This window comes from Variovorax sp. TBS-050B (assembly GCF_029893635.1).
Lineage (GTDB): Bacteria > Pseudomonadota > Gammaproteobacteria > Burkholderiales > Burkholderiaceae_C > Variovorax.
Map to the genome: position 1 here is coordinate 3,813,798 of NZ_JARXYR010000002.1, position 17,533 is coordinate 3,831,330.

Annotated in this window: 14 protein-coding genes; 11 read left to right on the forward strand and 3 right to left on the reverse strand. The window is 70.1% G+C overall.

Annotated features, from left to right (window positions below; all coding sequences use genetic code 11):
• Positions 1–8: 8 nt before the first annotated feature.
• The 8 genes from M2165_RS20635 (at position 9) to M2165_RS20670 (ending at position 8,146) form a co-directional block, all read left to right on the forward strand.
• Entirely contained in the window at positions 9–749 is a 741-nt protein-coding gene (locus tag M2165_RS20635) for a TagF domain-containing protein (RefSeq protein ID WP_280816450.1), read from the forward strand.
• Entirely contained in the window at positions 746–1,804 is a 1,059-nt protein-coding gene (locus M2165_RS20640; protein WP_280816451.1) for a TagK domain-containing protein, read from the forward strand. Before M2165_RS20635 ends, M2165_RS20640 begins: the two co-directional genes overlap by 4 nt.
• Complete coding sequence (locus M2165_RS20645) at positions 1,801–2,715, forward strand: type VI secretion system accessory protein TagJ (protein ID WP_280816452.1); 915 nt, start codon at positions 1,801–1,803, stop codon at positions 2,713–2,715. Before M2165_RS20640 ends, M2165_RS20645 begins: the two co-directional genes overlap by 4 nt.
• 127 nt (positions 2,716–2,842) lie before the next feature.
• Positions 2,843–3,340 carry a type VI secretion system baseplate subunit TssE gene (tssE, locus tag M2165_RS20650; protein WP_280817588.1) on the forward strand — a complete coding sequence of 166 codons (498 nt, stop codon included), beginning with the start codon at positions 2,843–2,845 and terminating at the stop codon, positions 3,338–3,340.
• A 26-nt stretch (positions 3,341–3,366) separates the two neighbouring features.
• The gene (gene tssF, locus M2165_RS20655) at positions 3,367–5,247 is read left to right on the forward strand and encodes a type VI secretion system baseplate subunit TssF (protein ID WP_280816453.1); all 1,881 of its coding nucleotides are present in this window, start codon (positions 3,367–3,369) and stop codon (positions 5,245–5,247) included.
• Positions 5,247–6,395, forward strand: coding sequence for a type VI secretion system baseplate subunit TssG (gene tssG, locus M2165_RS20660; protein WP_280817589.1), 1,149 nt, complete (start codon positions 5,247–5,249; stop codon positions 6,393–6,395). The genes tssF and tssG overlap by 1 nt, the downstream gene beginning before the upstream one ends.
• Before the next feature lie 39 nt (positions 6,396–6,434).
• Positions 6,435–7,442: a type VI secretion system ImpA family N-terminal domain-containing protein gene (locus M2165_RS20665; RefSeq protein WP_280817590.1), complete on the forward strand. Its 1,008-nt coding sequence runs from the start codon at positions 6,435–6,437 to the stop codon at positions 7,440–7,442.
• Complete coding sequence (locus M2165_RS20670) at positions 7,439–8,146, forward strand: hypothetical protein (protein WP_280816454.1); 708 nt, start codon at positions 7,439–7,441, stop codon at positions 8,144–8,146. The genes M2165_RS20665 and M2165_RS20670 overlap by 4 nt, the downstream gene beginning before the upstream one ends.
• A gap of 34 nt (positions 8,147–8,180) precedes the next feature.
• On the opposite strand, the gene M2165_RS20675 is transcribed toward M2165_RS20670, so the two are convergent.
• The 3 genes from M2165_RS20675 to M2165_RS20685 form a co-directional block, all read right to left on the reverse strand.
• Positions 8,181–9,470 carry a type II toxin-antitoxin system HipA family toxin gene (locus M2165_RS20675; RefSeq protein WP_280816455.1) on the reverse strand — a complete coding sequence of 430 codons (1,290 nt, stop codon included), beginning with the start codon at positions 9,468–9,470 and terminating at the stop codon, positions 8,181–8,183.
• On the reverse strand, positions 9,467–9,817 hold the full coding sequence (locus M2165_RS20680; protein WP_280816456.1) for a helix-turn-helix domain-containing protein: 351 nt from the start codon (positions 9,815–9,817) through the stop codon (positions 9,467–9,469). Before M2165_RS20680 ends, M2165_RS20675 begins: the two co-directional genes overlap by 4 nt.
• Positions 9,818–9,883: 66 nt before the next feature.
• On the reverse strand, positions 9,884–10,642 hold the full coding sequence (locus M2165_RS20685) for a hypothetical protein (RefSeq protein ID WP_280816457.1): 759 nt from the start codon (positions 10,640–10,642) through the stop codon (positions 9,884–9,886).
• Positions 10,643–10,756: 114 nt separating this feature from the next.
• On the opposite strand from M2165_RS20685, the gene smc reads away from it, so the two are divergent.
• From smc to ligA, 3 genes are read left to right on the forward strand one after another with little or no spacing between them, the layout of a single operon-like run.
• A complete protein-coding gene (gene smc / locus M2165_RS20690) occupies positions 10,757–14,275 on the forward strand; it encodes a chromosome segregation protein SMC (RefSeq protein WP_280816458.1) in 3,519 nt (1,172 codons plus the stop codon).
• A gap of 12 nt (positions 14,276–14,287) precedes the next feature.
• Positions 14,288–15,388 carry a cell division protein ZipA C-terminal FtsZ-binding domain-containing protein gene (locus M2165_RS20695; protein ID WP_280816459.1) on the forward strand — a complete coding sequence of 367 codons (1,101 nt, stop codon included), beginning with the start codon at positions 14,288–14,290 and terminating at the stop codon, positions 15,386–15,388.
• Positions 15,389–15,403: 15 nt separating this feature from the next.
• Positions 15,404–17,503: an NAD-dependent DNA ligase LigA gene (gene ligA / locus M2165_RS20700; RefSeq protein WP_280816460.1), complete on the forward strand. Its 2,100-nt coding sequence runs from the start codon at positions 15,404–15,406 to the stop codon at positions 17,501–17,503.
• Positions 17,504–17,533: the final 30 nt, after the last annotated feature.

Below are 17,533 nucleotides of genomic sequence, written 5' to 3' on the forward strand. Positions count from 1 at the left end.
CGAGACGCATGCTGCAACGGCTCGTCGCTTCCCGCCTGATCACGCCGCCCGCCATCTGGGGCAAGCTGGCCGGGCATGCGGACTTCGTGCGCAGTCACGTGCGCCACGGCGAAAGCGAGGGCTGGCAGGCCTGGCTCGCGCAGCAAGGCCGTCCGGGCGGCATCGGGCCGGAGGCGTCGCTCCCCGCGAGCTTCGTGCTGCCGCCCGGGACGCTGGGCTTCGCGCGGTCGCGCTTCGTGGTCGGGGTGATCGTGCCGACGACGGACAAGGTGGGCAGGTCGCACGCACTGCTCGTCTACCAGCTCGCCCACCTGCGCTGGCTTCGGCAGCATTTCGGACGGCGGGGCCCGCGGGCGCACGACTGGTTCTTCTGGCTTGCGCGCGTGGTGGCGCGCCATGCCAGCCTGGGAGTCGACGCCGACATCGAGTCGCTGGAGCGCGGCGTCTACCGGGTCTGGCAGCTGCATGCGCCCGGGCTGGCGCAGTTGCTGGGCCGGCCGGCATCTGCCGCGGAGAGCGACCAGCGGCGTCTCCAGCGGATGCAACGCGTGCTGGACGACTTGAGCGGTCCCGCGCCCGCCCGCGATTCTGCTGCGCAGTTGCAAGGCGTGCGCCACTTTCCCTGGGCCGACTGGCCCGGCTGCCTGTACGGCCCGCGCGGCGAAGGCGCCTTCTGGCAGCAGGATGCGCAGGGCGGCTATGTCAACGCGGCGGCACGGCTCCCGGCCTTGTGGAGCGAAGTGGAATGAACAAGCCCGAGCTCGATGACCCCGTGGCAGCGCTTCGGTTGCGCCTGGTGCGCAGCCGCGGCCGCGCCAGGGACCGGGCGCTGGTCTTCCCGGCCGCGGGCGCGGGCATGGCGGACGCCCTCGCGCTCGGCGGCGACGGCGGCGAGGCCCCGGATGCGCAATGGCGGGCGGCCAATCTGTGCCGCATCACATGGCAGGCTCAGCGCTGGCAGTTTTTCAACGCCAGTTCCGCGGTCGTCTGCTCGCTCAACGGCGAACGCGTGTGGCCTCACCAGTGGGCCGATCTGCGTCCCGGCGACGCCCTGGAAGTCGGCTTGCTGAGGTTCGTGGTGCAGGGCGCGGCGGGCGACGCGGCCCCGCTGGCCGACGTCGATTTCGAGTTGCGTGATCTTGCGACCTTGCTGCCTGACGCCGCGCAGCGCCCGTCGGCCCATGGCAGCAAGCTCGACGACCTGTTCGGCGTGCTTGGCATCGAAGGCGCCGGGCCGCAGCCGGCCGAGGATCTGCTGGCCGAACTGCTCGGAGAGCCGCCGACGCATGCCGGGCGGTCTCCCGAGCCGCTGACACCGCTCCTGGCCGATGGTGAGGGCGGTGGCATCGACATCGACGCCCCCGCCAACGCCGGCCCGCAGCACACCCGTGCGGGCCCGTCGGCGCTCTTCGACGCGCTGAACGACGAGTTCGAGCGGGTGGTGCGCGACCCCGCGCAATTGACCGGTCGTGCCGACTGGGATTCGGCGCCCGCCCCTGGCGGAGAGCGCGTTCCCACGCTCGAGGAACTGAGCCGGGCGGCCGGCGAATACCACCTGCTGCGCGACATTCTTCAGGCCCGCGAGGGCATCGACCAGCTCATCGCCGAGATCGATCCGCTCGGTCCCGCGGTGCTGCTGGAGGAGTCGTCGGCCGAAGACGTGCTGCGCCTGTTCGCGGCGCGGCTGGCGCGCGAGCGCAGGACGGCGGTGCCGAGCCTGACCCGGCGCGAGCACCACGACCTGTCGCCCGACAGCCATGTGCAGATCGGCAACTTCCGCGCCGACAAGGATTCTTCTTCATGACAAGCTCGACACCCGCGGCGCCCGCCGCAGCCACCGGCCAGTCGTTCCGCGACTGGTCACGCGCCAAGGCGCTCTCCGATTCGCTGGCGCGTGCCGAAGCCGGCGTGCGCGCCAGCCCGCAGGACGCCAACGCCCGATGGCTGCTGTTCGAGCTGCTCTGCGTGCTCGGACAGTGGGAGCGTGCGCTCAAGCAGCTGCAGACCTGGGCCGGCTTCTCCAGGGGTTTCGACAGCACGGCCCATGTGCTGCGCGGCCTGATCCGCGCGGAGTGCCAGCGGGCGGACGTTTTCGCCGGTCGGCAGGCGCCTGCCACGGTGACCGCCGGGGGCGCTGAACCACCCGCCTGGATGACGGAGCTGGCCGGCGCGCTCAGGCTCGGCGCCGCAGGCGACGCCGCGGCGGTGGAGGCCAGCGATCTCGCGCGCGAGAGCGCACTGTCGGCTGCGCCCGAAACGCCGGGCCGAAGCGAGCCCGGCGCCCTCGGCTTCCGCTGGATTTCCGATTCCGACAGCCGCCTCGGCCCGGTCTGCGAAGTGATGCTGATGGGCGCCTATCGCTGGATTCCGTTCGCCGACATCGCATCGCTGGCCAAGAACGCGCCGGTCGGGCTGCTCGACCTCCTCTGGAGCCAGGTCGACGTGGTGCTGCGCGACGGTGTCGCGCTCAAGGGCTACATGCCGATGCGCTATCCCGTGCCGGCCGATCGGGCGCTACCGCGGGACGCCTTGCTGCTTGCTCGCGAGACGGTCTGGCACGACGTCGGGCGCACCGGCACGCATGCGCAGGGGCAGAAGATGTGGATGACCGACGCGGGAGACCTGTCGCTGCTCGATCTGCGCGGCTGCGAGTTCGATCATCCCCCGGCCGACGCAGCGCCGCGGGACACCGGAGCAGCCGATGCCCGACGCTGAAGAGCTGGCGGCGCCGGACGAGGTCGCTGCAGGCGCGACCCGGTCGCTGCCGTTCCATCCGGTTCATCCAGGCATCCGCCGGCCTCGTCCGCCTGGTGCGGTGCCGCCACGCGCCAACGCGCAGCTCATGCCGACGCTGTTCGATCGTCTGCGCGACGAAGCACCGAGCCAGTCCAGCGAGGCCCCGTCCGACTACGTGCTGATGCCGGCCCAGGTGCGGGACATCATTCAGCGCGACCTGGCCTTTCTGCTCAACACCACCAACGTCGAGGACTTGGTGGACCGGCTTCGCTACCCGGAGACGGCGTCGTCCACCGTCAACTTCGGCGTGCCGCCGCTGGCGGGGAGCTATCTCTCCGAGCGGAAGTGGGGCGACATCGAACGGATCATCCGCCGCGCCATCACCGACTACGAGCCGCGGCTCATTCCCGAGACCGTCACCGTGGTCCCCTTGATGAAGGCGGACGCCGCCCAGGCCTACAACGTCCTGGTGTTCGAGATCCGCGCCATGGTGGCCCTCAGGCCGTATGCGCTCGAGCTCACCGTGCAGAGCTTCGTCGACCTCGAAACCAACCGCATGAGGTTCGCTGACGGTGCGCGCGGTGCGCCGCCGCCGGTGCGTTAAGGCCGCATTCTTCTCAAGGTTGTGCCATGGACCCCAGACTGCTCGACTACTACAACAAGGAACTGATCTACATGCGCGAAGCGGCGGGCGAGTTCGCCGCCGCGCATCCGAAGATCGCCCGGCGGCTTGGCATGCACGGCATCGAGATCGACGACCCCTACGTGGAGCGGCTGATCGAATCCTTCAGCTTCCTGTCGGCGCGCATGCAGATCAAGCTAGACGCGGAGTTTCCGCGCTTCACGCAGCGGCTGCTCGAGGTGCTGTATCCCAACTACCTGAGCCCGACGCCGTCGATGGCGGTGGCGCAGCTGCATCCGAGCGTGAAGGAGGGCGATTTCTCCCGCGGCTTCGTGGTGCCGCGCGGCACGGTGTTCCACAGCAAGGTGGCGGCCGGCGAGGAAACCCCGTGCGAGTTCCGCTCGAGCCAGGACGTGACGCTCTGGCCCGTCGAGATCGTCGATGCCAAGCTGACCGGTGCGCCGCCCGACATCCCGGGTCTGGAACGCTACCTGCCGCCGCAGGTGCAGGTCACTGGTGCGCTGCGGCTGCGCCTGCGCATGGTGGGCGAACGCAACTTCGCCGCGCTGGCCGGGCTCGACCGGCTCCCGATCTACCTGCAGGGCGGCGAGCAGATCGCATCGCATCTGTTCGAGCTGCTCCACACCTCCGCGGTGGCGAGCTTCACGGGGGCACCGGGCCAGCTCATGCAGCATCCGCACGTGGTGACCGAGGGCGCGCTCGCGCATGAAGGCCTGGCACCGGGGCAGGGACTGCTGCCGCTCGAATGGAACACCTTCCACGGCCACAACCTGTTGCACGAGTACTTCGCCTGTCCGCAGCGCTTCTATTTCTTCACGCTCACCGGGCTGGCACCGGGCCTGTCGCGTCTACAGGGCAAGGAAGCCGAGATCGTGATCCTGCTCACCCGGCCGCCGGGCGCGCTCGGCAGCCTGGTCGATGCCGGCCAGTTCGCGCTGTTCTGCACGCCGGTGGCGAACCTCTTCGAGCGGCGCACCGACCGCATCGAACTCAACACCGCGGAACCCGAGTTCCATCTGGTCCCCGACCGTTCGCGGCCGCTCGATTTCGAGGTCTACGCCGTCAAGGAGATCACCGGCCAGCAGGCGCAAACCACTGCCGCGATGTCCTTCCGGCCGCTCTACCAGACGCTCAACGAGGACGAGGGCAACCATGGTCGCTATTTCTCGCTGCGCCGGGAACTGCGCCTGCCGTCCGACACCTCGCGCAAGTACGGCACGCGGACGCCCTACGTCGGCACCGAGGTGTTCCTGTCGCTGGTCGACCAGAACGAGGCGCCCTATGCCGACACCATCCGCTACCTCTCGGTGCGGGCGCTGCTGACCAACCGCGACCTGCCGTGTCTGGCGCCGCGCAACGGCCGGTCCGATCTGGCGGTGGCGGATTCGATTCCGGTCTCCGGCGTCGGGCTAATCCGGCCGCCGAGCACGCCCAAGTCGCCTTTCGCGCAGCGCGAGATCGCATGGCGGCTCATCCGTCAGTTGGGCTTCAACCACCTGCCGCTCGCGGACCTGCCGCACCGCGAGGGCGCCCAGGCGTTGCGCGACATGCTGCGGCTGTTCGTCTCGATCGACGACGAGGTGCAGCACCGGCAGATCGAAAGCCTGGTGGGCTCGCGTGTCGAGCCGGTTACGCGCCGGCTGCCCGGCGGCGGGCCGCTGATCTACGGGCGCGGCGTCCTGTGCACGTTGAGCGTGGACGAGGAGGGCTTTTCGGGCACCAGCCCTTACCTGTTCGGGCTGGTCCTCGAGCACTACCTCGCCCGGCACGTGAGCATCAACGTTTTCACGCAGACCGTGCTCGATTCGATGCAGCGCGGGACCGTGGCGAAGTGGCCGGTGCGCATGGGCGGGCGGGGCATCGTCTGATGTTGCGCGAAGCCGCTCCCGTCGATGCGGGCCTGGCCGATTTCCTCGCGCGGCTGCGCGCGGCGCCATGGAAGTTCGGCTTCATCGCGCTGATGCGGCGCTTCAGTGCGGCTTACCCGCGGCTGCCGCGCATCGGACTGGCCGGCCGTCCGCAGCAGGAGGCCTTTCGCCTCGGACAGACAGCCGCGCTGGCCTTCGCGCCGCGCGAGATCGCCGAAGTGGTGCTGGCGGGCGAGGGCGTGCGATCGCCGGGCTTCGCGCCGTCCGTGCGCGGCGGCAACAACCCGGAGCTGCCGACCGTGCGGCTGTATGGCCTGGGCATGCTCGGCCCCAATGGGCCGTTGCCGCTGCATTACACCGAACTCGTCCGCGAGCGCACCGAGAACTTCAACGACGGCACGCTCGCCGACTTCCTCGACATCTTCCATCACCGTTACTTCACGCACATGTACCGGGCCTGGGCGCAGGCACAGGCAGCCGCGGGGCTGGACCGGCCCGACGACGAGACCTTCAGCCGCTACGTCGCGCAGCTCACCGGCCATGACCCGCTGGAAATCTGCGACTCGGTGCTGCCGGCGCATGCCCGGCTCGCGGCTTCGACGCACCTCGCACGCGAGGCGCGCAATCCCGATGGGCTCGCGCAGACGCTCGGCCGCTTCTTCGCGGTGCCGGTGCAGTTGCAGGAGTTCGTCATGCATTGGATCCGCATCGATCCCGAAGACCAGACGCATCTGCACCGGCCCTCCATGTCGAGCGTGCTCGGGGTGGGAGCCGTGGCGGGTGAGGTCATGCCGGACCGGCAGAACAAGTTCCGGCTCGTGCTCGGACCGCTGACCCTCGAGCAGTACCTGCGCTTCACGCCGCAGGGCAAGGACCTGCCGCTGCTCGTCGAATGGGTGCGCGGCTTTGTCGGCTATGAGTTCATCTGGGATCTGGAATTGCGCGTGCGCAACGACAACGCGCCCCCCGCTCGGCTCGTGGACACCGATCGGCTCGGATGGTCGACCTGGCTCGGCGGCTCCGGCACCGTCGACCCATCTTCTGTTTCGGAGGCGGCCGATGTTCCCTGCGGCTACGCGATCGGAATGGTCTTCGAGCCCGAACAGTACATCGGCCAGCGCACGACGGCGGCCGCGGCGCCGGCCTGAGCGGCGTTCGCTCTTCTTTTCTGCTTCCTCACCTTGCGCATGACCAGCAATGCCATCCTCTCTCCCATCAGCGCGGTCGAACCTTGCGGTCCGAGCCTCGAATACGACCACGAGTTCGCCATGCTGCGTGCGCGCCTGGTGCCGCGCGAGGATGCGCAGTACGGCAGCTTCGTCGGTGCGCCCGAGGCGCTGAACTGGGCCGAGATCGAACGCGACTGCCAGCGCCTGCTGCTGCGCACCAAGGACATCAACCTGCTGGTGTGGCTGTGCCGGGCGCGCACGCGGCAGGGTCAGGCGGCAGGCCTCGCGCAGATGCTGGGCACGATGGGCGCGGTGCTGCAGACCTGGCCCGACCAAGTGCATCCGCAGATCGTGATCGAAGGCGAGCGCGACCCGGCCGTGCGCGCCAATGCCATCGCGGGGCTGGTCGATCCCGAGGGGCTGCTCGGCGACGTGGGCGACCTCGTGGTGTCGGCAAGCACCGCCTTGCGGCTCACCGTGCACGACGTGGAGCGTGCGTTTGCGATACCCCGCCCGGCGGATGCATCGGACCCGGTAGCCGTGACGCAGCAACTGGTGGCATTGCGCGCGGCCGCGGAGGGCGATCCGCTGGCGCCCGTTCAGTGCCTCGCGCAGGCGGCAGGGCACCTGCGTGCCATCGACGACTGGACGAGGGAACAGCTTGGCGACGATGCACCGTCGCTGCGGCCGCTGCGCCGGGTGCTGGAGCTGTTCCTCGCCCCGCAGGGGCAGCAAGCGGGTTCCGGCGCCGCGGCAGATTCTTCGGCGGACCCTGGTGTCGGTGCCGGCTGGCCGGACGTTCCACTGCGCGCAGTGCCTGGCGGCACGCGCTCCGAGGTGCAGCTGGCCATCCGTTCCACCCGTCAGTGGTTCGAATCGCACGAACCCAGCAGCCCCGTCGCCGTGCTGTTGAAGCAGGCGGAGCGCATGGTCGGCAAGCGCTTCTCGCAAGTGGCCGATGCGATCCCGCTGGATCTGCTGCGCCGATGGGATAGCGACGAAGGTGACGAGCGGGGTGCCGCATGAACGAACTTCTGATCTTTGGCCTGGCGTGTTTCGGTGCCGCCCTGACGGGCACGGTCGGCGGTTTGGTGCTCGCCTGGCAGGTCGGCCGTGGCCGGCTCGGCGCATGGCTGCAGGCGCAGTGGCGCGGCAATGCGCCTGCGCCCGATCGGCATTCCGAGCCCGGAGAGATCGCGCGCCTGCGACAGGCGCTCGAAGCACGGACCGAGGCCGAACTCGCGTTGCAGCAGATGCCGCAACTGCTGCAGCAGCTGATCGACGACAAGCTGGAACTGCTGGCGACACAGCAGATGGTGCAGGAACAGGTCCGGTCCGAATACCAGTCGCGCTGGCTCGCGGGTCAGGCCGCGTTGGCCGCCCAGAGCGAGGAACACCACGCGGCGGACCTGCAGGCGATCCTGCGAGCGATCGCCGCAGCACCCCTGTGCGGCCCGGAGCGCCAGCGCACCGAGCACGCGCCGCCGCCGCGCCCGCGGCCGCCCGACGCGCCACCGCCGAGTGCCCCGTCGTCCGCCTCGGCCCGTCCTCCTGAACTGCTGCTCACGCCGATCGTTCCCGCCGAGCCGGTGCCTGAACCCGAGGCGGCGCCGGCGCGCGAACTCACGGACGAAGAGATCGACGCCTTGCCGCCCGAACTGCCGCCGGCGGGCCCGCCCCGCAAACGCATCCTGCCCAGGCCGCCGAAGCCCACCTTGCGCAGCCTGTAGCAGTCTTTGTCCGGCCTTCCACTCACTCGCCCGCCTACTTCCCCCGCTTCACCATCCCCCGCACCAGCCCATGCGCCTCCAGGCGCTGTAGAAGCCTCTTCTTCCACGCCGAAGGCAACGCCGACCCCGCGATCATCTCGGGCCACGCATCCCGTGCGCGCCGCGCAGTCTCCGCGATCACGCGGCGCGCCAGCGGCTCGTGCAGCCCGGCGGAGAAGCAGAAGGCGCGCATGTTCGCGGGCGTGAACAAGGCAGTGCGCTTGGGTGACGAACCGCCGGGCAGCAGCGGCAGTGCGTGGCCCTCGACGCCTTGGAGCGCGGCGTAGGCGACGATGTCGTAGGCCGGGGCCAGGCGCGGGGCGATGCCGTCGGGGTAGAGGATGCCGAAGTTCTTCAGGTGCGCGTCGGGATTGCCGAGCAGGTCGTTCACGGCCAGGCGGCGCAGCAGTTCGAGGACGGCTTCTTCGCCGAGGGACGGGAAGGCGCGCATCGCGAGCGCCATGTCGAGGTAGCTGGCGCCGTACTTGTGCATCGGATCGATCGCGAGCACCTGCGCGAAATCCTCGAAGTGGATGCGGCGCGCGCCGTCGCGGTCGAAGCGCGTGACGGCCAGGAATTCGGGCTCGTCGGGCAGCGCATAACTGTGTTCGGCCGCGATCGCCGACAGCGGCGCGAGTTCGGCGTGGCAGACCTCGACGCCAGCCGCGCCCGCGAGTTGCAGCGACAGCATCTCCAGCTGCGGCATGTGCGGCCGCCCGACCATCGGGAGCTTGGCGATCACGCGCGTGCTCGCGCCGGCGCGCGTGCGGGCCACGTAGCGCCCGCCCTGCCGGCGCAGGCCGAGCTTGGGTTGCACGCCCGAGACCGAGATGCCCTGCGGCATCGGCAGTTCGACCACCGACATTTCCAGCGCATCTTGGTCCTGGGTGATGAGCCGCTGCAGCGTGCCGCGGTCGACCGAGACCGGCCGCGCGCTCACGGCGCCGGGCAGGTCGCCGCCGCAGGCCGCCAGCAGTTCGAAGTGATCGTTGTCGCGGCAGCCGCGCAGCTGCGCGATGTGGCTGCGCAGCACGCCTTCGGGCAGCAGGTTCTGGAAGAAGGGAGGCAACTGGCCGCCCTGGGCATTGAACAGCGGGTTCTTCACGTCGCTCCACAAGGCCGACTGGGTCGAGGCATCGCTCGCGACCATCGAGAGCGACAGCACTTCGGGCGGCGGGTTGGCGACGAGCTCGGGCTCCGCGACGAAGCGGCACAGGTCGGCGTACTGGAAGAGCTTGCCGAAGCGGCGTGCGCCGAGCGAGATCTCGAGGATCTTGACGTTCATGGCGAACGCTTCGTCGACGACGAGACCGTGGAGGACGAAGAAGAAGCCGGCGCAGCGGCGGGGGCCGCCTCCGCCCGGCCGACCGCCGTGCCGACGCGCGTCGGCACGGGTCGGTAGCCGGTGTCGGCTTCGGCCGGTGCGCCAAAGCCCTTGGGCGCGAGCTGCAGTTCGAGCCCCAGCGCATCCACCAGCGCCAGCAGCGACGACAGCTGCGGATTGCCCCTCAGGCTCAGCGCATTGCGCACCGAGCGCTCGGTCAGCCCCGAGCGCTGCGCGAGCGCCGCGTGGCTGAGCCCGGTGGCGTCACGGCGGGCGGAGAGGGCGGTGATGAGTTCCTGCTTGGTCACAGAAAGATATTACCGGGAATCGCGAAATCGGAAATATGTTTCCAAATGCCCCGCGGGCCGGAGTGCCTATCGCGGCACCAGCGTGAAGAAGGGCATCACGACCCCCATGACCCAGTTCTGTCCGAAGTCGAGCGCCGCGCGCCGGTATTTCTCGTCGGCCTGCGCTGCCAGCAGGTCGAGCCGCGCCACCACCTTCGAGAGCTCGCGGTCGGCCACGAGGTTGCGTCCGCGCTCGCTGATCTCGGTGGCCAGCAGCAGCGGCTGGCCGTCGGGGCCGGTCTTGGAGGCGATGAGCCAGAGCGAGATCTCGAAGTTGCGCGCGGCGCGGTAGCTGTTCTCCGCATTGATGCCGTCGAGCATGGTCTGGTCCCAGGTGTCGCCGTTGGCCTGCTTGAGCATCGTGGCCCAGCCGACGACGAGCGCCGCCACCCGGTCGCCCTGGTAGCCCTGGGGCCCGGTGTCGAAGGCCAGGCGGATCGCCTCGATGCCGGTGGCGCCGCGCAGTTCGGGCAGGGCGGGGCCGGTCATCACCGCATCCCAGGCGCGCTGGGCGGCCGCCTCCATGCTCGCGGCCGATTTGCGCCATTCGCGGGGGTTGCGGCGGTAGAGCGTGGTCTGCACGCGCCGGATCGACTGCAGGTTGTCGCGCAGCGACAGGTTCGCGATGCGGTTGGCGCTGGACTGCAGCCATTCCTGGTTGCTGTAGGGCTCGGCGCGCTCGGTGGAGCGCGTCGCCGCGCAACCGCCCAGGCCCAGCAACGACGCCGCGCCCGCCAGCAGACAGGCGCGCCGCGCCGCGAAGGTTGAAAGGAGGGATTCGCTCATGCCCTGACGTTATCATCCACGGCTGGGGCGGCGGCCTGCCTCGAGCGGCGGGCCGCGTGCAATTTTCCTTACAAATCAACACCTTGGCGCTGCGTCAGGGCAGGCCGACAAGTCGTGCGTCTCAATTCCATCAAGCTTTCGGGCTTCAAGTCGTTCGCCGAACCCACCAACTTCCTGCTGCCGGGCCAACTGGTCGGCGTTGTCGGGCCCAACGGTTGCGGCAAGTCGAACATCATGGATGCGGTGCGCTGGGTGCTGGGCGAGTCGCGGGCGTCGGAACTGCGCGGCGAGTCGATGCAGGACGTGATCTTCAACGGCACGACCACCCGCAAGCAGGCCAGCCGTTCGAGCGTGGAACTGGTGTTCGACAACGCCGACCACCGCGCCGGCGGCCAGTGGAACCAGTTCGCCGAGATCGCCGTGCGGCGCGTGCTCACGCGCGACGGCACCAGCAGCTACTACATCAACAACCAGCCGGTGCGCCGCCGCGACGTGCAGGACGTGTTCCTGGGCACCGGCCTCGGCCCGCGCGCCTACGCCATCATCGGCCAGGGCACGATCAGCCGGATCATCGAATCCAAACCCGAGGAACTGCGCCTGTTCCTCGAAGAAGCCGCCGGCGTCTCGAAGTACAAGGAGCGCCGCCGCGAGACCGAGAACCGCCTCGGCGACACGCGCGAGAACCTCACGCGGGTCGAGGACATCCTTCGCGAGCTCAACGCGAACCTCGAAAAGCTCGAGAAGCAGGCCGAGGTGGCGGCGCGCTACAACACGCTGCAGGGCGAGGCCACGAAGAAGCAGCACCAGCTGTGGTTCCTGAAGCGCAGCGAGAGCGACGCCGACCAAGCGAAGATCAAGGCCGAGTCCGAACGCGCCATCAACGACCTCGAATCGCGCACGGCCGACCTGCGCCGCGTCGAGTCCGAGCTCGAGACGGTGCGCCAGGCCCACTACGCCGCCGGCGACCAGGTCAACCAGGCGCAGGGCCGGCTCTACGAGGCCAGCGCCGAGGTCGGCCGCCTCGAGGGCGAGATCCGCTTCGTGGTCGAAGGCCGCCAGCGCGTGGAGCAGCGCCTGGTGCAGCTGCGCGAACAGATCGGCCAGTGGGACACCCGCCGCGCCGACGCCGAAGCCGAGATCGAGACCCTGGCCGGGCAGGGCGTCGATGCCGAGGAGCAGGCCGTGCTGCTGGCCGCGCAGCTCGAAGAGCACGACGCGCGCATGCCCGAGCTCGAAGAGGCGCAGCAGCGCGCCCAGGACGAGGCCAACGCGCAGCGCGCGGCCGTGGTGCAGATCCAGCAGCAGATCCAGGTGCTGGCCGCCGACCAGCGCAACATCGAGGACCAGACCCGCCAGCTCACGCAGCGCGGCGAGCGCCTGCGCGCCGACCAGAACGCGCTGGCCGCACCCGACGAGGCCCGCCTGCAGGCCATGCAGGAAGAGCACGCGGCGGCCGCGGAAGCCGCGAGCGAGGCCGAGGCCCGCCTGCACGAACTGCAGGAATCGGTGCCGCAGCTCGACGAGGATCGCCGCGCCAAGCAGCAGGCGGTCAACACCGAGGGTGCGCGCCATGCGGAACTGTCGGCGCGGCTCGAGGCGCTGCGTGCGCTGCAGGAGCGCGTCAAGACCGACGGCAAGCTCGCGCCCTGGCTCGCCAAGCACGGCCTCGAAGGCCTGCAGGGCCTCTGGAGCCGCATCCACATCGAGCAGGGCTGGGAGAACGCCCTCGAAGCCGCCTTGCGCGAACGCCTCGGCGCGCTCGAGGTCAGCCGGCTCGACATGGTGCGCGCCTTCGGCAACGACGCACCGCCCGCCAAGCTGGCGTTCTACAGCCCGCCCACGGCCGGTGCACCCCCGGAGGCCGGGACCACGTTGCCCCGCCTGTCGAGCCTGCTGCGCCTCAACGACGCGGGCCTGCAGGGCCTGCTGACCGACTGGCTGCGCGGCTGCTACACCGCGCAGAGCTTCGAGGAGGCGCTCGCCCAGCGCGGCACCCTGCAGCCCGGCGAAGTCATCTACGTGCAGAGCGGCCACGCGGTGTTCTCGCACAGCGTGAACTTCTACGCCCCCGACTCCGAGCAGGCCGGCCTGCTGGCGCGCCAGCAGGAAATGGAAAACCTCGAGCGCCAGCTGCGTGCGCAGACGCTCATCAGCGAAGAGGCGCGCACCGCGCTGGTCCGCGCCGAAGCCGCCTATGCCGATGCGGCGCAGCGCCTCGTCAGCGCACGGCGCGAAGCGGCCGAAACGCAATCGCGCGCCCATGGGCTGCAGGTCGAGACGCTGCGCATGACGCAGCTCGCCGAGCAGACGCGCGCGCGCAGCGAGCAGCTCGCCGCCGACCTGGCCGAAGTCGATGCCCAGCTCGAGGAACTGCAGGAAAAGCGCATGGCCGCCGAAGGCCGCTTCGAAGAGCTCGACATGCAGCTCGCCGACAGCCAGGAGCGCCACGCCCAGCTCGACGAGCGCGTGATCGAGGCCGGCCGCGCGCTGACCGCGAGCCGCGAGCAGCACCGCAGCCTCGAGCGCCAGGCGCAGGAGGCCACCTTCTCGCAACGCACGCTCGAAGCGCGCCGCGCCGAACTCAACCGCGCGATCGAGACCGCCGCGCAGCAGATCGTCGCGCTCACCGACGAGGAAGAGCGCGCCCGCGCCGAACTCGGCCGCCTTTCCGACGCGGCGGCGCAGGCCGGACTGCAGGACGCGCTCGCGCTCAAGCTCGAACGCGAGGGCGCGCTCGGCGCGGCGCGCAGCCAGTACGACGACCTCACGCTCAAGCTGCGCGCGAGCGACGAGCGCCGGCTCCAGCTCGAGCGCGAACTCGATCCGCTGCGCCAGCGCATCACCGAGTTCCAGCTCAAGGAGCAGGCCGCGCGGCTCGGCGTGGAGCAGTACCAGCAACTGCTCGACGATGCCGGCGCCGACCTCGAAGCCGTCGCGCAGTCGATCGAGGCCGACAAGGTCCGCCTCACCGGCCTGCAGGGCGAGATCGACCGCCTGAACCGCGAAGTCGTGGCACTGGGCGCCGTCAACCTCGCGGCGCTCGACGAGCTCGCCGTGGCGCGCGAGCGCAAGACCTTCCTCGATGCCCAGTCGACCGACCTGAACGAAGCCATCGGCACGCTGGAAGACGCCATCCGCAAGATCGACGCGGAGACGCGCGACCTGCTCGGCGGCACCTTCAAGATCGTCAACGAGCACTTCAGCCGCATGTTCCCCGAGCTCTTCGGCGGCGGCAACGCCAAGCTCATGATGACCGGCGACGAGATCCTCGATTCGGGCGTGCAGGTGATGGCGCAGCCGCCCGGCAAGAAGAACCAGACCATCCACCTGCTCTCGGGCGGGGAAAAGGCGCTCACGGCGATCGCGCTCGTGTTCGCGATCTTCCAGCTCAACCCCGCGCCCTTCTGCCTGCTCGACGAGGTGGACGCGCCGCTCGACGACGCCAACACCGAGCGCTATGCCAAACTCGTGACCGCCATGAGCCGCGAAACCCAGTTCCTCTTCATCAGCCACAACAAGATCGCGATGGAGATGGCCGAACAGCTGATCGGCGTGACCATGCAGGAGCAGGGCGTCTCGCGCATCGTGGCGGTCGACATGGAAGCGGCCGTGTCGATGGTCGAAGCTGCTTGAGCCGGGCAGCGCATGAGCAACCTCACTCTCGCCCTGGCCATCCTCGGCGGCCTCGTTCTCGCGGCCGTCGTTGCCTACAACACCATCACCTCGCGCCGCCACGCGCCGCGCCAGCCCGACGCGTCAGGCGCTGATGCGCCCGACGCCGAGCAGCGGCGTGCCGGCGCGGGCGAGCTGGAGCCGGTGCTGCACGTCGACCCGCACCAGGTGCCGAACCATGAGCGCCACGAGCCGCTGTTCGACCCCGACCTGCCGCCGCCGAGCGCCATGCCGGTGCCCGTGGCCGAACGCCGCGGCGGGCTCGATCCGCTGATCGACGTGATCGCCTCCGTCTCGCTCGAAGGCCTGGCCTCGGGCGATGCCGCGATCGCCGCCATGCCGCCCACGCGCCGCGCGGGCAGCAAGCCGGTGGCCATCGAGGGCCTGAACGAGCACACCGGCCAGTGGGAGCCCCCGGTTGCCGGCCAGCGCTACAGCGCGTTCCAGGTCGGCGTGCAGCTGGCCAACCGCACCGGCGCGCTCAACGAGATCGAATATTCGGAGTTCGTCGTCAAGGCGCAGGCCTTTGCCGATGCGCTCAACGGCGCGCTCGAGATTCCCGAGATGCTCGACGAGGTGGCCCGCGCGCGCGAGCTCGACCAGTTCGCGAGCGCGCACGACGCGCAGCTCGGCTTCGTGCTGCGCGCGCTGCATGCGGCCTGGAGCCCGGGCTACGTGCAGCAGAACGCCGCGCGGCTCGGCTTCGTGGCCGGCATCATTCCAGGGCGCATGGTGCTGCCCACGAGCGAGGCGGGGCTGCCGCCGATCCTCGGGCTTTCGTTCGACACCCAGGCCGCGCTGGCCGACGATCCGGCGCAGTCGGCCATCCGCGAGCTCAGCCTGAGCCTCGACGTGCCCCAGGTGGACCGTGCCGAGCAGCCGTTCCGCCGCATGCGCGAGGCCGCGGCCACGCTCGCGCGCGAGATGGACGGCGTGGTGACCGACAGCGACGGCCAGCTGCTGCGCGAGGAAACCATGGACGTGATCGGCGCCGACCTCGAGCAGCTCTACGACACGCTCGAGTCGCGCGACCTCGCCGCCGGTTCGCCTTTGGCGCGGCGCCTTTTCAGCTGAGGCGGGACACACCCCATGACGACGCGCGAACAGGCGGCACGCGAAGCCGCCGCATTGAGCCAGGCGCTCCACCACCACGCCCATCTCTACTACGTGCTCGACGCCCCCGAGCTGCCGGATGCCGAATACGACCGGATGTTCCAGCGGCTGCAGGCGATAGAGACCGAGTTTCCCGAGCTGCGCACCCCTGATTCGCCCACCCAGCGCGTCGGCGGCAAGGTGCTCGAGGGCTTTGCCAAGGTGCGCCACAAGGTGCCGATGCTGTCCATCCGCACCGAGACCGACATCAGCCCGGGCGGCGCGAGCGCCTTCGACGCGCGCGTGCGCCGCGAACTTGGCCTGGCCGAGGACGCGCCGCAGGTCGAGTACGTCTGCGAACTCAAGTTCGACGGCCTCGCGATGAACCTGCGCTACGAGAACGGCGTGCTGGTGCAGGCCGCGACCCGCGGCGACGGCGAGGTGGGCGAGGACGTCACGCAGAACATCCGCACCGTGCGCGAGATCCCGCTGCGGCTCGCCGGCAGCGCGCCGCCCGTGGTCGAGGTGCGCGGCGAGGTCTACATGAAGCGCGCCGACTTCGAGGCGCTCAACGAGCGCCAGCGCGAGAAGATCGCGGCCGGCCAGAAGAACGAGAAGGTGTTCGTCAATCCGCGCAATGCCGCGGCCGGCGCGGTGCGCCAGCTCGATCCCGCGATCGCCGCGGCGCGGCCGCTGAGCTTCTTTGCCTACGGCCTGGGCGAGGTCACGCCCGCGAGCGAGGGCGGACCGGCGTTCGCGACCCAGTTCGACTGGCTGCAGCAGTTCCACGCCTGGGGTTTCCCGGTCGCCACGCAGACGGCGCGGGCGCGGGGCGCGATCGAACTCATCGCCTTCCACGAGAACATCGGCCGCCAGCGCGATGCCTTGCCCTACGACATCGACGGCGTGGTCTACAAGGTCGACAGCATCGAGCTGCAACGCCAGCTCGGCTTCGTCTCGCGCGAGCCGCGCTGGGCCGTGGCGCACAAGTACCCGGCGCAGGAGCAGATGACCGAAGTGCTCGGCATCGAGGTGCAGGTGGGGCGCACCGGCAAGCTCACGCCGGTCGCCAAGCTGGCGCCGGTGTTCGTCGGCGGCGTGACCGTGACCAACGCCACGCTGCACAACGAGGACGAGGCGCGCCGCAAGGACGTGCGCGTCGGCGACACGGTGATCGTGCGCCGCGCGGGCGACGTGATCCCCGAGGTGGTCGGCGTGGTGCCCGACAGCCTGGCCAGGCCCGAGGGCGAGCGCGGCCCGCTGTTCACCATGCCGCACAAGTGCCCGGTCTGCGGCTCGGAAGCGCTGCGCGAGGAGGGCGAGGTCGACTACCGCTGCACCGGCGGGCTCTTCTGCGCCGCACAGCGCAAGGAGGCGATCCTGCATTTCGCGGCGCGACGCGCGGTCGACATCGACGGGCTCGGCGACAAGCTCGTCGAGCAGCTCGTCGACGCCAACCTGATCCGCACCTTGCCCGACCTCTACAGGCTCGGCTTCGCCACGCTGGCCGGCCTGGATCGCATGGCCGAGAAATCGGCCGCGAACCTGGTCGCGGCGCTCGAAGCCTCGAAGAAGACCACGCTGCCGCGCTTCCTGTTCGGGCTCGGCATCCGGCATGTGGGCGAGAGCACCGCGAAGGACCTGGCCAAGCATTTCGGCAAGCTCGACGCGATCATGGACGCGACCGAGGAAGAGCTGCTCGAGGTGAACGACGTCGGCCCGGTCGTCGCGCAGAGCCTGCGCACCTTCTTCGACCAGCCGCACAACCGCGAGGTGGTCGAACAGCTGCGCGCCTGCGGACTGACCTGGGAGGAGGGCGAGCCCGCGGCCCGCGCGCCCAAGCCGCTGGCGGGCCTGACCTTCGTCATCACCGGCACCCTTCCTACGCTCAGCCGTGACGAAGCGAAGGACAAACTGGAAGCGGCGGGCGCCAAGGTCGCCGGTTCGGTCAGCAAGAAGACCAGCTACCTGGTGGCCGGCGAGGAAGCCGGCAGCAAGCTCGACAAGGCGCGCGAGATCGGCGTGGAGGTGATCGACGAGGCGCGCATGCTGGAGATCATTGCCCACGGGCCGCCGGAGCGAGACGCAGCGGCGTAGGAAGGGTCTCGCCGCCAGGCGCTTACCGAT

Bases quoted from the DNA above. Each gene is read 5' to 3' on its own strand.
- M2165_RS20635 (WP_280816450.1), top strand. From the start codon at position 9: ATGCTGCAACGGCTCGTCGCTTCCCGCCTGATCACGCCGCCCGCCATC.
- M2165_RS20640 (WP_280816451.1), top strand. From the start codon at position 746: ATGAACAAGCCCGAGCTCGATGACCCCGTGGCAGCGCTTCGGTTGCGC.
- M2165_RS20645 (WP_280816452.1), top strand. From the start codon at position 1,801: ATGACAAGCTCGACACCCGCGGCGCCCGCCGCAGCCACCGGCCAGTCG.
- tssE (WP_280817588.1), top strand. From the start codon at position 2,843: ATGCCGACGCTGTTCGATCGTCTGCGCGACGAAGCACCGAGCCAGTCC.
- tssF (WP_280816453.1), top strand. From the start codon at position 3,367: ATGGACCCCAGACTGCTCGACTACTACAACAAGGAACTGATCTACATG.
- tssG (WP_280817589.1), top strand. From the start codon at position 5,247: ATGTTGCGCGAAGCCGCTCCCGTCGATGCGGGCCTGGCCGATTTCCTC.
- M2165_RS20665 (WP_280817590.1), top strand. From the start codon at position 6,435: ATGACCAGCAATGCCATCCTCTCTCCCATCAGCGCGGTCGAACCTTGC.
- M2165_RS20670 (WP_280816454.1), top strand. From the start codon at position 7,439: ATGAACGAACTTCTGATCTTTGGCCTGGCGTGTTTCGGTGCCGCCCTG.
- M2165_RS20675 (WP_280816455.1), bottom strand. From the start codon at position 9,470: ATGAACGTCAAGATCCTCGAGATCTCGCTCGGCGCACGCCGCTTCGGC.
- M2165_RS20685 (WP_280816457.1), bottom strand. From the start codon at position 10,642: ATGAGCGAATCCCTCCTTTCAACCTTCGCGGCGCGGCGCGCCTGTCTG.
- M2165_RS20695 (WP_280816459.1), top strand. From the start codon at position 14,288: ATGAGCAACCTCACTCTCGCCCTGGCCATCCTCGGCGGCCTCGTTCTC.
- ligA (WP_280816460.1), top strand. From the start codon at position 15,404: ATGACGACGCGCGAACAGGCGGCACGCGAAGCCGCCGCATTGAGCCAG.